The organism is Reichenbachiella sp., from assembly GCF_039969095.1.
Classification (GTDB): Bacteria; Bacteroidota; Bacteroidia; order Cytophagales; family Cyclobacteriaceae; genus Reichenbachiella.
In genome coordinates this window covers 145943-160326 of sequence record NZ_JBDVOL010000013.1, presented here as the reverse complement: position 1 = coordinate 160326, position 14384 = coordinate 145943, and the positions used below count along the sequence as shown (strand labels likewise).

Here is a 14384-nt window from a genome sequence, read left to right as displayed (position 1 = left end):
AAATCATGAAAGTAACAACAATCATTTTAGTAGGGCTGTTTTTTTCCATTACGGTAAATGCGCAGTCTAAAGAAACAGTTGGGGAAAGCCCATGGGGATCTGATGATGAAATCGGTACCCTGAATATGATGACCGAAGCATCTCAGCTTCAGGTGCTATCCGAAGTGTCTAGCGGAAAAATCTATGACCTCAGTGTAGAGTATTTTGTAGGTATGCCCAGTTTCCATTCACTAGGAGATCCTGGGTATCAATATTGGCTTACGCATACACCGCATGGTACCGTAGTGGACAATCCAAACGGTCTCGGTGCAGCAATGAATAAAAAAGTCAGCTATACTGGAGATGCTATTTCTATGTACACCCATATGGGTACTCACATAGACGCGCTAAATCATTTTGGCCTAGATGGAAAAATCTGGAATGGGTTTACTCCCGAAGAGTACTTAGGAGACAAGGGATGGAAGAAGACTGGCTCAGAAAGTATTCCTCCAATTATCGCCAGAGGGGTACTGATTGATGTGGCTTCTGCTAAAGGGACACTGCCAAAAAACTATAGAATCACTGAAAAAGATTTACGACTGACACTTGAAAAACAGCAAATCAAGCTGAATAAAGGTGATGTCGTATTGATTCGGACAGGTCAAGCCCAATTTTATGAAGATGCCAATCACTATCTCGATAACTATCCCGGTATTAGCCTCGATGCGGTAAAATGGCTCGTGGAAGATCAAGGAATCATGTTATTGGGCGCTGATAATTTAAGCTTTGAAGCCTTTCCGCCAGAGCGTGAGGACAATTGGGTGCCGGTGCATACTTATTTATTGGCTGAGAAAGGAGTCATGTTTATCGAGCAGATGCAATTGGAGGAACTTGCCTCGGATCAGGTTTATGAATTTGCGTTCATTGCCGCATCCTTAAAATTGAGAGGAGCTAGCGGTTCGCCTATGCGTCCGATAGCCATTCCTACCATATCAAAACGATAAGACAATGAGTCATTTATCATTGTTCATTCTTTCGTTTTCTGTCGGAATCATGGTGGTGATCCAAGGAGGAATCAATGCACGACTAGGTGTCTTGCTAAACAATTCTTTGCTAGCCACTTCTACCGCCTTGGTGATGAGCGCCACTTTCACGCTCGTAGCTGTATTTGTCACAGTCAGACAGCTGCCGAGCCTGGAGCAGTTAAAGGGCGTTCCCAGCTACATGTGGTTTACCGGTGGAATTCTAAGCTTCATAGCGGTCACACTGTTTTATTACATCATTCCACGCATTGGTATTTCTACCGCAGTCACTTTCGGATTAGCAGGTCAGATTCTTTTTGCAGCTATAGCTGGTCATTTTGGTTGGTTTGACATGCCTATTGAGCCAATATCACTTAAAAAAACGATCGGAATAATGGTGATGATTCTTGGAGTGATACTTATCAAATTTTAATGAACATGGATTTAATAAAAGCAAATATCGAAAATCTCACCAGCCTATGGAATGTAGGTGGTGCCGCTTCCGGAAACCTGATTGCAACAGAAGAATATTCCGTGAGCGTAGTTTCAGATTCGGAATGGCCAAACAAACTATGGTTTCATAAAAACCCAGAGCGGAATGAACTTAAATCTGTTCTAGATCAATGGAAGGCTAATGATATCACCATACCGATATGGGAGCCGATTGATCATGAGCAAGAAGTGATTTTGAGATCATATGATTTTGAATTGAAAAATGAGTTAACGGGCATGTCAATATGCCTTGATCGGATAGCAAAAGCGAATAATGACTTGCGCTTGATCAAGGTAAATGACAGTAAGACCGCCGTAGTTTGGTCTGAACTTTTTCAAGAAGCATTTGGCTACTTAATTCATCCCAAAACAATAGCGCTTACCATGGATAAAATCGACTACTTCATTGGAAAAAGTGAAGGGGAAAACATTGGAACGGCAGTGCTTTTTCAGCGTGACGAGCAGGTGGTTGGGATTCACTCCATGGGCGTAGTGCCGGCACATAGAAGAAAAGGACATGCGAATAATCTTTTAATCAATGTATTAAGCTTGGCTCAAGCAAAAGGAGCGAAGTACGCCACACTGCAAGCTTCCTCCATGGGAAAAGGACTGTATCTAAAGACTGGATTTAGTGAAGATTTCCAATTAAAAAACTTTAAAAAACTAATAAAATGAAATTAATAGAAAATCTAAATTGGCGTTACGCCACAAAAATATTTGACGCTAGCAAAAAAGTGGCTAAAGAAGAATTAGAAATGCTCAAAGAAGCCATCAGGCTTTCTGTATCTGCGTATGGACTGCAGTTATACAAAGTGCTCATCATCGAAAATGATGAAATCAGAACGGAACTCAGAACAGCTTCATGGGATCAAAAGCAGATCACAGATGCCTCGCATCTATTTGTATTCTGTAATTATACCACGAATTATGACGAGCATGTCGACAGCTATATTCAGCGGGTCATTGAAGCGCAGGGATCGGATGAGGAGGCACTCAAAAGATATGGAGGTTTTATCAAAGATAGTATCAAAAACATGCCATCGGATGAACGGAAAAGTTGGTCAGAAAAGCAAACCTACCTTGCGCTCAATAATTTGCTGCTTGCCTGCGCCGAGATGAAGATAGATGCTTGTCCAATGGAAGGATTCGAAAATAGTAGCTACAACCGTATACTTGGTCTCGACGAAATGGGTATGAATGCTGCGGTTATTGCAACAGTAGGTTATAGAGCAGAAGAAGATGAAGCCCAAGCCAGAAAGAAGGTGAGAAAATCCACCGAAGAATTATTTAAATTGGCATAAAGCAAACTTGATCATGAGTGATATACAAAGAAATAAAACAAGACTAACAGGTATTTTATACCTGTTAGTGATTATATGTGCTGGCTTTAGCCAAGGTTATGTGAGAGGATCTCTTGTTGTTTTTGGAGATGCAGCTGAAACCATAGAAAACATATCTTCTGCTTTGGGGTTGTTCAGAGTAGGATTGGCCACCGATCTTGTTGCATTCCTATTGGATGTGGCAATTTCTGTTTTGCTTTATCAATTGCTCAAATCGGTAAATCAAACCTTGGCCATGGTCTCATCCGCTTTTAGGCTGATTGCGCATCCCGCTATTGGCAGTTTGAACTTACTCAACCATTACATGGTATTGGAAGTATTAGGCGGAAATATGGATCCTGTCCAACAGGAGATTTGGACCATGCTTTTCCTCAACGCACACAATTATGGATATCTATTGGCAGGCGCCTTTTTTGGTGTGCATTGTTTCTTGCTTGGTATTTTGTTGTATCGTTCTCATCTGTTTTCTTCTGTTTTTGGGATTCTGATGATGGTCGCTTCTTTGGGCTATTTGCTGGAGTCATTTGGAGATTTTCTTTATCCAGGAAATGAATACTTGCTGGCAAATGTGGTAGGCTTTACGGCTGGAATTGCAGAAGTATCTTTTACTATTTATCTATTGATAAAAAAGGAATAGTAAAAAACCTACACTGCACAATTATTAGGCTCAAACCTGAATAAGCATAAGAGCAAGAAGCAATTACACTTCTGTAGTCCCCACCACCTGCATGGTCTCAAGACTTGGGTCTTTACTTCCACCAAGCGGTTCTATCGTAACCGCAAAAGCAGCTGCGGAGGCTACAGATTTCATTTTAAGTAAGTCAGATCCAGAATCAAACACACCCATGTCTACAGGTACACCATCCACAATGGCCCAGAGCTGATATTGCTGATCTTGGCTCAGCGCTTGCAGATTTTGAATTTTGAGATAAACATCTCGCGTACTGCTATTCCAGTAGACCGTAGCGAGCGATTCAGGTGAATTTTCCGTGCCATTCATCGCTACTCGTGCGAAATTGGGATTGCCTAAGATCTCTACATCTGTCTCTAGGTTTCTGAGCCTTTGGTTGACAAACTGATAGTTGTCCGCTACTTCCTGGTTTTGTGTGATCATCACTGCCAACTGATCCTCTGCCGACTGCCATTGACTATAGAAATAAAACGCCAGTACAGAAGCCAATACCGCTATCGACACCGAAGCGGCTATGGCAAAATTGAAGGACTGCTTTTCCACTGGCATCTTCAGTACTTTGGTCTCGTGGTTCTTTAGCGCTAGTTGACCTTTGATTTTATCTTGTAGGTGAGTAGGAGGAGTGATGGCCAGGTGATTGGCAAGCGCACCCATGGTGCTTTCGATCAATTCCAGCTCTTGTTTGATTTCGTTATGGGTTTCGCATAGGCGTTCAACCTCGGCTTTTTCAGCCCCAGAGAGCTCGCCCAAAGCGTAAAGCTCTAAAATACCGGATGATATGTATTCCTCGATATTCATCTGACGTCTAACGTTTTTCTAAAATAAATCAGTGCCGAACGCACTCTTGTCTTTACCGTGCCCAGCGGAAGGTTTAGCTCTTCTGCTGCCTCTGCCTGAGTAAACCCACCAAAATACACCAAGTCCATCACCTGTTTCTGATTTTCATCTAGCTGATCTAGCAATTCGCGAACCCCTATACCGTCTTCGGTAGAAGGCGTGCTTTCACGATCCAGTTTATATACGGCATTTCCTACCTGATCGGATTTGCGACGCTGACTCATTTCTTTCGAGCGCAGTTTGTCAATCGCCAAGTTACGAGTCAAATTGAGCATCCAGGTAAATAGTTTCCCTTTAGCCACATCGTATGAATGGATCTTATCGTAAATTTTGAGAAAAGCATCTTGCAGTACTTCGTCCGCAATGTCTTGATCTACTACGACTCTGGAAACTACCCCATACAAAGCCGCCGAGTAGTTGGTGTACAAGTTCTCAAATCCTTTTTCGTCTTTACTGACGAGTAGGCGAACCAATTCCGATTCTGGGATTTGCAAAGTGGTGTAACTCAGTGTTTGGTTTGTTGAAGGAAAAGATAGTGATTTTTTTATAAGTCTATGGGCAAATGACTTTTTGAGAAATGGGGAAATAAAACCCCTTGCTTTTCGCTGTTATTTTCGGTATTCTTGTTTACCGTCTGTCCAGCAGCCAGACGGTCCCGCCAATTGATGCGCCTTAGGCTGTATCCACTGGCCTAACCGCAGCACTTCTGAGAGAAAATATTGTACAATAACTATATCCGGTTGTTAGCAAACATTAAAAAATGAACACAGAAGATAAAATTGACAAGCTAAAAGAATTTAAGAACGAAGATGCCTTTCGAAAATTCTTAATTGACTTTTTAATTAAAAGTAATTTTAAGGATGTGTTTCATACGCACAGGTACGGTGCTCCCGAACAAGGTAAAGATATCATTGGTAGAATTGAACACCCTATTACAGGTAATGATTGGTTTGCTTTTGTTGTAAAGAAAGGGAGAATCTCAGGTGGAACTAATGAAATTGAAACGATTAAGAATCAAATTTTACAGTCATTCGAATACCCTTATCTAGGATTGACAGGAGAAGAAATAAAAATTAATAAAGTAATAGTTGTAACGAATGAAAATTTTACTGGAGGAGCTCAGTCTCAAATTGCAACAAGTCCAAAACTCAAAGCCTACAACAACTTTTCATTTTGGTGGAATGAAAATCTAATTCCATTAATCGATAAAAATTACAATGATTTTTGGTTGCCTGGTGATTCTTTTGCCAAAGAGTTCTCAAAAAATTTCATAAAAGAACTTGAACAAGAAATCAGTGTAAAGGAATTAAGCCTTCAAAAAGTTGATGACAAAAAAATTCAAAGATTAATCGATATTTTCGTTGAACCAAAGATTACAATAGAAGAGGTTGAAGAGGATAAAAAAACGAAAGAGAAAAGAATTCAGAATAAAAAATTCCGAATAGAAACCCTAAACAAAATTGAAGAGAATTACTTGTTATCGGGAGAACAAGGTGCAGGTAAAACAAAAATTCTTAACAAAATTGCTTGTCAACTTGCCTTACCTGAAAATATTTCCAATAGCCATCAAATTCCAATACGCCTTAAGGCGTTAAATTTAAAAGGTGTAGATTTTAACATTCAAACTAGAGTGGATTTCAACCTTGACAAGTATGGTGATATTTTCTTTGAAAAAGAATTAATCAATAACTATCAAGTAATACTACTTATTGACGATTTTGACTTATTAAAATCTAGTGAAAGAGATATTTTAAAACAAAAGTTAGAGGAATATTGCGCTGAAAATCAGACATACTTCATAATTACATACAGTAAAAATGAACTTGGTATCAATGATTCAGTAAAAACCGTAAAAATCCACAATTTCAATACAAAGCAAATTGAAAGCTTTATCAATAAGTTCTTTGAAGGAACGACTGGTAGGTCAGAAAAATTTATTCAGATTTTAAAGGAAAGTAATATTTTATCAAAGCTCCCTACTACTCCTCTTACAATTTCGCTTATTTCACTTTTGTATGACCAAAATAACTTTGAAATACCTGCTACACTAAGCGATATTTATTCGGATTTTACGAATGTCTTACTTGGGAAAGTTGAGGTTTATAATAAAACGGAACTTTTAACTTTCAATTTAAAACGGAGGATATTCACTTCTTTGGCCCTAAAAATGATGGATGAGAGAATGTATGAAATTTCACTTGCAAATTTCACATCTTTCGTAAATTCTTTTCTGTCTGAAAGAAGCTATCAAAAACAATCTGATGAAGAAATTTTGGATATAATAGAAAAATCGCACCTATTATACAAAACAGATGAAGACGTTATAGGGTTCAAAAAACAAGCATTTATAGAATTTTTAGCGGCGGTTGAAGTTTATCACCATAAAAGGGGTAGTCATTATTCAAAGCTTATAGAAAACTTCAATGATATTCCTTGGCAAAATACAGCAATATTCTATGCTGGTCAATCAAAGGAACTTGATGATATGATAGATGATGTAGTTAATAATGCTCCAAATAATAATCTTAGAGATTGGTTTATTAACTCTAGCGGAATGGGTTATTTGGCACAGGCGTTATATCAAACCAAACCATCTGAACGACGGAAATTGGTTTTAAAGGCTTTAGATAATTTAATTTTAGCTTATCGTGAAATTAAACCATTAACACAAGACTCAAATTCAATGTTTTATGAAATGCCTATGCCTCTTCTATTAGGAACAATAAATCATTGGTATAACGAGAATTTCAAATCAATAACTTTGACTGCAACTCTAGAACAGAGTTTTGACCAATTATATGCAGACAATCTTGATTTTGAAGAAACATTCAAGCTTTTAATGATATCTAGTACATTGATGACTCCGTATATTAACTCAGATAAAAAATTTGAAAAGCTACTTGAAAAAGAAGAATTCATAAATCACCCAATACTTCCTTTAGTTGCTGATTTTGTTATAGAACTTGGTTTAATAAATAAAAAGAATGTTAAACCTGATATAAAAGATCGTATCGTTTCTCAGTTAAAAAAGAAAAGACAGTATTTAAAGGAAGTAATAAAGGAACCAGCTTATAGGTTTAATGAGTCATTTGCAATTGAAAATAAATAACGTTTGCTAACAATGGCAATAGATAATGTGGGGTTTAGTGGTTAAGGAGAGCTCCCCCCAATGGCGCGTTTAGCCATTTTCGGTGTAACGCGTGACACCCATTTGGCGTTTACTCAACTCTTTTGTAAGATCAAAAAGGGTAGAAGTTACGTTCCTACTCAAATCAGAGATTTGGCTATCTTGTAGCCGAACCTTAAACTAAATCACACGCTACGTTTGATACAGTCGACGTTGTGTGTAATGATTTTAGAAGGCTTTATGAAGTAATTGCATGAAACTCAGTAACAGAATAATATCGCTACTAATTGCCTTAACCTATGTTTTAACAGGCACTTTTTACGCTTATGAAATAGTATCTAATTCTATAAACGGAGGGATTCAATATTACATTCTACTTCCTGTTTCGGTTTTACCAGCTTTTATTCTTTTTGTAGAACCTGAACCAATATTGTACATCGCAACATGTCAACTCTTAACATTTGCATTGGTATATCTAATCACTTTTTCGATGGTAACTTTAATCCGAGGGAAACTCACGAAAAACTAGCTTAACGAAAAAATACACACAACATGGTGTAGTCACGAATGCCCTTACGAGCTTTCCGAATCAATGCCAGAATCAGCACCGCCGCTCCTCGCGGAATCTCTAGAATACCGATAACGCATTCGAGGTTTCCTTGGCGGTCTAAATCTGAGCTAATGGCTAAACAGACTTTTGTGGTTGTGCGCGGATCGGCTATCTTTCTGCCTTAATCAAACTGTGAGGGCACATCGTCCTACACAGGTTAGCGCCAACTTTCTGTATGATTTTGATTTGTGTTGACGGATCTGTGCGCCGCACCCCAACCTGACACCGCTCCTGTTTCGATCACTTTTCTGCACCTTTCTTTCGTTTATAAATGAATCGACTCACTTATAATCCCTAACAACACACTTTCGTTTCCTATGAGTACACTTCAGTTTCCAAAAGCATACATTGAATAGCTGAAAGCACACTTCAACCTCCCATGAACATACTTTGAACAGCCGAGTGCATACTTTAACCTCCCAAGAGCGTACTTTGAACAGCCGAGAGCATACTTTAATCTCCCAAGAGCATACTTTAACTACCCAAGAACACTCTTGGATTCCTTTATACCATAATTGATGTGACTTGTGGCGGTTGACTGCAGAACGAGAAGATGAACAGCAGCAATAACTTCTGACCTTTGCCGGTCATTAATAAATGGCGCTAACAATGGATAGATCGTCATGCCTTTACGTGAGCGGTGGAAGTCCGAGACTTCACTGCCATCGGAACGCTGTTCCGATCGGGAAACAATACAAGGCCGATCAATCCCTAGACTGTGCCGTGACCGCAGCTAACCCAACAGAATTCCAGATTAAAGCTTTTGTTGTTGTTGATCGGATCAGCTAGTTTAGAGGCTTTACAAACTTTTCCGGCTAGACACGCCGTCTATCCGGTCGTTAATACCCTCCAAAAAACAAAACCCCATCAGCGCCCTGCTACAATACACCAAACCCACGTGGCAAGCCAGTGCTGACAAGACTACATAAAAAATTGTGCAGCTAAAAGGCTAAAAATCCTTTAACCCATATTTTCAACAAAAGGCTGTTGTCGGACACGCTTTCCCGTGGCTGCATAGATCGCATTGGCTAATGCTGCAGCAATCGGCGGGAGCGATGGTTCGCCCAGACCCGTAGGGTCAATGCCGTTTTGCACGAAAAATATCTCGATGGCCTGAGGCGCTTCTTGGTGACGCATCAGTCTGTACTTGTTGAAGTTGCTCTGATCGGGTTGACCGTCAGTAAAGGTCATGGCGCTGTACATGGCATGACCGATGCCGTCTATGATGCCTCCTTCGACCTGATTTTTAGCGCCTTCAGGATTTACTACTATTCCACAGTCGATAGCACACCATACCTTTTGTATTTTAGGGAGATCATTTTCCATTTTGATGTCAACTACCTGAGCGACGTACGAGTTGTGACAATAGTAGGCAGATACGCCTCTCGAGATGCCCGGCATAGCGGAATCCCAGTTTGATTTTTCTCTCACCAGTTTGAGTACGCCAGCATAGCGCTTTGGGTCATAGTCGTTGTTTTCTCCTACGGGATTGGCTATCGCTCGGTCCAATAGTTCCAATCGAAAGTCAATGGGATCTTTACCCGCAGCTTCCGCCACTTCATCTAAAAATGATTGTTCTCCGAAAGCGATAAAATTGGATCGTGGTGCACGCCAGGCACCTACTGAAATGTTTGTCTTTAATTCTTGATCCTCTGCCAGATAGTGGTCTACCGCACCTGCCGGAAAGCGATCGTTAAAAACGGTTTGTCTATCGGTACTCGCACCTCTTACTTTAAATCCAGTAAGATTATTGTCGCTATCTAATGCGGCTTCATATTTTATCTGATAAGCTGGACGATAAGTGCCTTGGGTCATGTCATCCTCTCTGGTATAAATCAGTTTGACAGGCGCATTCATTTTTTGTGAAATCACAGCAGCTTCAAGCGCAAAGTTTCCATAAAGTCGCCTGCCAAATCCACCGCCCATGCGAGTCATCATGATAGAAATTTTATCTTCTGACATACCTAAAACGCTGGCTAAGGTTTTGTGCAGGTATTCTGGTGTTTGGATGGGACCAACCAGCTCAGCTTTGTCTTTGGTGACATGGGCAAAGAAGTTCATGGGTTCCATGGTATTGTGCGCCAGAAAGGGCGCACCGTATTTTTGACTGATCACTTGGCTCGCCTGCTCAAATGCCTGATCGGGATTGCCATCAATTCTTTTATCTTCCTCTTGCTCTTCTTGATCCACCAGGTCGGTGAGTTGTCGGATGTGATCCGCGGAATGCTCCCCGTCGGATACTTTTTCCCAAGTTACTTTCAGGGCCTTTTTTGCAGCCAAGACTTCCCAAGTACTGTTGCCTACTACTACGGCTAACTCTGGAAAAGCATTCACATCAGACCATTGTTTGTCGACGCCTTCAGGAAGTGAATTAATTGCGAAGATGTCGAGAATTCCCGGCATGGATCGGGCTTCAGTATCATCGATCGACTTTAGTTTCATACCAAAGGCAGGCGGATGGATCATCATGGCGATGAGCATGCCTTCTTTTTTGTAGTCCAAACCAAAGAGAGGTGCTCCTTTCATCAATTTAGGGCCATCTACATTTTTGGTTGGCTGACCGATGATCTTGAAATCTTTAGGGTCTTTGAGGGCTACTTCCTCAGGTACGGCAATATTGGCTGCCGAAGAAGCAATTGCTCCATAGCTGATGGTTTTTCCTGCACCGTCGCTTATGATCCCGTTTTCAGTTTTTAAGTCCGCCACAGGGACGTTCCATTTTTTACTTGCCACTTCCAGGAGCATACGTCTCGCAGTGGCTCCAGCCATTCGGAGGCTTTGCCACCCTTTTCGGATCGATTGACTCCCGCCAGCCAATTGGCGTACGTATTTTTGATTGTCATATCCCGCTTGTTCGACCACTACGTCTTTCCAGGCCACATCCAGTTCTTCAGCCACAATCATAGGCATGGAAGTTTTTACATTTTGCCCAATCTCGGGATTGGGAGACATGATAGTCACGATGCCATTGTCACCAATTTTCAGAAAGGCGTTTATGTCGAACCATTCTTCTGGCATGTCTTTGAGCTGGCTCGAAGTAGGCGTGCACGAAGCCAACCAACTGAAGCCAAGTACCAAGCCGCCGCTTGCCGTCGAGGATACTTTTAGAAAAGATCGTCTGTTATATTTTGTTTTGATCAGGGTCATTGTTCTGCTGATTTTGGAATGGGATTAAACTTCTTTGGCGGCGGTTTTAATCGCAGCTTTGATCCGAGTGTAGGTGCCACATCGGCAAATGTTGCCGTTCATGGCTTGTGCTATATCTTCATCCGATGGATCAGCATTTCGTTCCAAAAGGGATACGGCATTCATGATTTGTCCTGACTGGCAGTAGCCACATTGGGCTACATCGTGTTCGATCCATGCTTTTTGTACGGGGTGATCTCCGTTTTCAGAAAGCCCTTCTATGGTTGTGATGGATTTATCACCAATACTGGAGATAGGTAATAAGCAGGATCTGATGGCTGTCCCGTTCAAATGAACCGTACAGGCGCCACATTGTCCAATGCCACAACCGAATTTAGTGCCGACCAGATCCATATGATCCCTCAGTACCCAGAGCAGCGGCGTCTCCGGTGCCACGTCAATTTGATGGGTACTATTGTTTATGTTTAAAGTGAATTGAGCCATAGATTTAAATTTACTTGAATTGTAGGTGCCATCCAATCACTTCTAAATTAAACGGTGATCCGAAGATAATTAGTTTACGTCTGGTCAATCGACAAATGTGATTTGTGGCAAATAAACAACAGGTTTGGTCGGGTGAATGGTAAGAATTTCTATGGTAGGATATATTAAAAAAAAGCCTCCCCCCGCTGGCGCAAGATGAGCCTTGCCTGCGGCAGGCAGGCGAAGCGTAACTTGTGACTAATAATGAAAAGCAGAGTTTCCCACTCCGTCCCATTCTCAAATACGACTGGAACTTGGTTTAGCATTTGAAGTGCGCGTGTATCTTTATTTCTATATCGTCCTGATCTTACTTTAGTACAGATAGCAATACACCACACAATTCCCGAATATACCTTTTAATCAAAAATAGAATCGATATATAAACCACTTGTGGTTATATTCGGTTAGCCATCATTAAACAAAAGGTATGGAATCAAAGAAAAAAGGAATTGATCGAAGAGATTTTTTGGAGATTTCAGGCAAGACCGCAGTAGGCATCAGTCTGACTACTTTACCACTTTGGTCTTCCTCCTGCAACGAAATAGTAAATTCCAAAACCACACAAGGGGCCTGCTATCACGATTGCCCGGACCGGTGCAGCTGGAAGGTGAAAACCGTAGACAACAAGGTCATTGGTTTTGAAGCCAATCAAGACCAGTACTCCGCTGGAAAACTGTGCAACAAAATGGCAGATTTCCCTAACGATGTCACCTACCATCCGAATCGGATCTTAACGCCTCTAAAAAGAACAGGTCTCAAAGGAAAAGGCGAATTTGAAAAGATCAGCTGGGAGCAAGCCATCAGCGAGGTAGCTGCCAAACTCCAGTCTATCATAGAGGAAAAAGGCGGGGAAGCCATTCTCCCCTATAGTTTTGGTGGCAATCAGGGCAAAGTCCAGGGAAAAGCCATTCCAAATCGATTTTTTGCTCATATTGGCGCCAGCCAGCTAGAAAGAACCATTTGTGGGGATACAGCAGTAGCCGGAGTGTTGGCCACCAATGGCCAAACGACAGGTGCACTTCCTGAAGACATTGTTCATAGCCGATACATTATCCTTTGGGGTACGAATCCTGTGCGTTCGAACCAACATCTCTGGCCTTTTATTCAAAAGGCTAAAGCGCAAGGGGCCACTATTGTTTCGGTCGATCCCTTCCGTTCCGAGACTTCAGAGCAAGCCGACTGGCACATTCAACCCACTCCAGGTACCGATTCAGCGCTGGCGTTGGGACTCATGTATGTCATTCTCAAAGAAAACCTGCAGGATCAGGATTATATTGACCGATATACGTTGGGGATCGAAGAGTTAAAAGCGCATGTGCAAAAATATGATCCGGCATCTGTATCGCAAATCACTGGTCTGGAAGAGGATACCATTATTTCATTGGCTAAAGCCTATGCACAAAGCTCACCTTCTTTGATTCGGGTGCTGATTGGTATGGAGCATCAGGTCAATGGAGCCAGTGCCTTTAGAGCGGTGGCCATGTTGCCGGCTTTGACAGGTGCCTGGCGACAATTGGGTGGTGGATTGATGCACATGACCTATGAGCTATTCGGCGAATCATTGAATTGGGAAAGCATCAACTTACCTCAAGAGTTGGCCAATCAGCAAACCCGATCAATCAATATGATAGAGTTGGGAAAAGCATTGACTAGCAAGGATCTAAATCCTAGCATAGATGCATTATTTGTGTTTAATTCGAATCCAGCAGTGACCACGCCCAACCAAAACCTGATTCTTAAGGGATTGGAAAGGGAAGACTTATTGACTGTAGTATCAGAGCATTTCATGACGGATACCGCACGATACGCTGACTATATTTTTCCAGCCACCACTGTGCTTGAAAATTGGGATATTCTAGATTCTTGGGGATCGACCTATATCAATATCAACGAGCCAGCCATTGAGCCCTTGGGTGAATCAAAACCTAACTCCGATCTTTTCAGATTATTGGCTCAGGAAATGGGATTCGAAGATTCGTACCTATATGATTCAGATATTGGAATAGTAAAGAAAACACTACAAAGTGATCATGAATATCTCAAGGGGATCACTTTTGAATCACTGAGAAAAACAGGCGGACAAAGATTGAATCTGCCTGAACCATGGATGCCACATGCGGAAGGCAATTTTAAAACCAAAACAGGAAAGTGCCATTTCTATGATGAGGAAATGGAGCCGAATCTGCCCACTTATATTCCCAAGGAGTATAATAGAACAGACCAAGAGCAATATCCGCTGCACTTATTAACGATTAAAACACCCAAATATCTGCTGAATAGTAGTCATTCAAATATTTCCCATATCCTTAAAAAAGAAGGGAAGCCCTTCTTGGAAGTGCACCCCGATGATGCATCCTTTAGAAACATAGTGGATGGTGATGAATTGAAAGTATATAATCAACGAGGTCGAGTGTTTATTACGGCTCGTATCAGTAGAAAGGTCACACAAGGCGTGGTATGTATGCCTCAAGGATATTGGCCTTCTCTGTTGAAAGGGGGCTCTTCGGCCAATGCGCTCACAGACGATCTCTTAACCGATATGGGACGTGGAGCAGCCATACAAGAGGCGAAGGTTGAAATAGTAAAGGCTTAAACCAAACGTCTAGCCAACGCACTG

Annotated in this window: 11 protein-coding genes; 7 read left to right on the top strand and 4 right to left on the bottom strand. The window is 41.4% G+C overall.

The features are described from left to right. The first annotated feature begins 5 nt into the window (after positions 1-5). The 5 genes from ABJH98_RS13190 to ABJH98_RS13170 are packed head-to-tail and all read left to right on the top strand — an operon-like array spanning position 6 to position 3470. Positions 6-983 (top strand): cyclase family protein, encoded by a 978-nt coding sequence (locus ABJH98_RS13190; RefSeq protein WP_348308161.1) that lies wholly within the window; start codon positions 6-8, stop codon positions 981-983. A 4-nt stretch (positions 984-987) separates the two neighbouring features. After that, entirely contained in the window at positions 988-1434 is a 447-nt protein-coding gene (locus tag ABJH98_RS13185; RefSeq protein ID WP_348308160.1) for a DMT family transporter, read from the top strand. A gap of 5 nt (positions 1435-1439) precedes the next feature. Further along, a complete protein-coding gene (locus ABJH98_RS13180) occupies positions 1440-2168 on the top strand; it encodes a GNAT family N-acetyltransferase (RefSeq protein WP_348308159.1) in 729 nt (242 codons plus the stop codon). Further along, positions 2165-2794 carry an NAD(P)H-dependent oxidoreductase gene (locus ABJH98_RS13175; protein WP_348308158.1) on the top strand — a complete coding sequence of 210 codons (630 nt, stop codon included), beginning with the start codon at positions 2165-2167 and terminating at the stop codon, positions 2792-2794. The genes ABJH98_RS13180 and ABJH98_RS13175 overlap by 4 nt, the downstream gene beginning before the upstream one ends. A 13-nt stretch (positions 2795-2807) precedes the next feature. Continuing rightward, a complete protein-coding gene (locus ABJH98_RS13170; RefSeq protein ID WP_348308157.1) occupies positions 2808-3470 on the top strand; it encodes a DUF4386 domain-containing protein in 663 nt (220 codons plus the stop codon). 63 nt (positions 3471-3533) lie between these two features. Here ABJH98_RS13170 and ABJH98_RS13165 read toward each other — a convergent pair whose 3' ends face one another. After that, the gene (locus tag ABJH98_RS13165) at positions 3534-4322 is read right to left on the bottom strand and encodes an anti-sigma factor (protein ID WP_348308156.1); all 789 of its coding nucleotides are present in this window, start codon (positions 4320-4322) and stop codon (positions 3534-3536) included. Then, a complete protein-coding gene (locus ABJH98_RS13160; protein ID WP_348308155.1) occupies positions 4319-4855 on the bottom strand; it encodes a sigma-70 family RNA polymerase sigma factor in 537 nt (178 codons plus the stop codon). The genes ABJH98_RS13165 and ABJH98_RS13160 overlap by 4 nt, the downstream gene beginning before the upstream one ends. A gap of 266 nt (positions 4856-5121) precedes the next feature. Between ABJH98_RS13160 and ABJH98_RS13155 the strand changes: the two genes are divergently transcribed. Continuing rightward, a complete protein-coding gene (locus ABJH98_RS13155) occupies positions 5122-7470 on the top strand; it encodes a hypothetical protein (RefSeq protein ID WP_348308154.1) in 2349 nt (782 codons plus the stop codon). Positions 7471-9058: 1588 nt separating this feature from the next. Here ABJH98_RS13155 and ABJH98_RS13150 read toward each other — a convergent pair. Then, complete coding sequence (locus tag ABJH98_RS13150) at positions 9059-11245, bottom strand: molybdopterin cofactor-binding domain-containing protein (protein WP_348308153.1); 2187 nt, start codon at positions 11243-11245, stop codon at positions 9059-9061. 24 nt (positions 11246-11269) lie between these two features. Then, complete coding sequence (locus ABJH98_RS13145; RefSeq protein WP_348308152.1) at positions 11270-11728, bottom strand: (2Fe-2S)-binding protein; 459 nt, start codon at positions 11726-11728, stop codon at positions 11270-11272. A 466-nt stretch (positions 11729-12194) separates the two neighbouring features. On the opposite strand from ABJH98_RS13145, the gene ABJH98_RS13140 reads away from it, so the two are divergent. Further along, positions 12195-14360 carry a molybdopterin-dependent oxidoreductase gene (locus ABJH98_RS13140; protein WP_348308151.1) on the top strand — a complete coding sequence of 722 codons (2166 nt, stop codon included), beginning with the start codon at positions 12195-12197 and terminating at the stop codon, positions 14358-14360. Positions 14361-14384: the final 24 nt, after the last annotated feature.

What these genes read in the sequence shown, in the direction of transcription:
- ABJH98_RS13190 (WP_348308161.1), top strand. Translation starts at nt 6, where the DNA reads ATGAAAGTAACAACAATCATTTTAGTAGGGCTGTTTTTTTCCATTACG.
- ABJH98_RS13185 (WP_348308160.1), top strand. Translation starts at nt 988, where the DNA reads ATGAGTCATTTATCATTGTTCATTCTTTCGTTTTCTGTCGGAATCATG.
- ABJH98_RS13180 (WP_348308159.1), top strand. Translation starts at nt 1,440, where the DNA reads ATGGATTTAATAAAAGCAAATATCGAAAATCTCACCAGCCTATGGAAT.
- ABJH98_RS13175 (WP_348308158.1), top strand. Translation starts at nt 2,165, where the DNA reads ATGAAATTAATAGAAAATCTAAATTGGCGTTACGCCACAAAAATATTT.
- ABJH98_RS13170 (WP_348308157.1), top strand. Translation starts at nt 2,808, where the DNA reads ATGAGTGATATACAAAGAAATAAAACAAGACTAACAGGTATTTTATAC.
- ABJH98_RS13165 (WP_348308156.1), bottom strand. Translation starts at nt 4,322, where the DNA reads ATGAATATCGAGGAATACATATCATCCGGTATTTTAGAGCTTTACGCT.
- ABJH98_RS13155 (WP_348308154.1), top strand. Translation starts at nt 5,122, where the DNA reads ATGAACACAGAAGATAAAATTGACAAGCTAAAAGAATTTAAGAACGAA.
- ABJH98_RS13150 (WP_348308153.1), bottom strand. Translation starts at nt 11,245, where the DNA reads ATGACCCTGATCAAAACAAAATATAACAGACGATCTTTTCTAAAAGTA.
- ABJH98_RS13145 (WP_348308152.1), bottom strand. Translation starts at nt 11,728, where the DNA reads ATGGCTCAATTCACTTTAAACATAAACAATAGTACCCATCAAATTGAC.
- ABJH98_RS13140 (WP_348308151.1), top strand. Translation starts at nt 12,195, where the DNA reads ATGGAATCAAAGAAAAAAGGAATTGATCGAAGAGATTTTTTGGAGATT.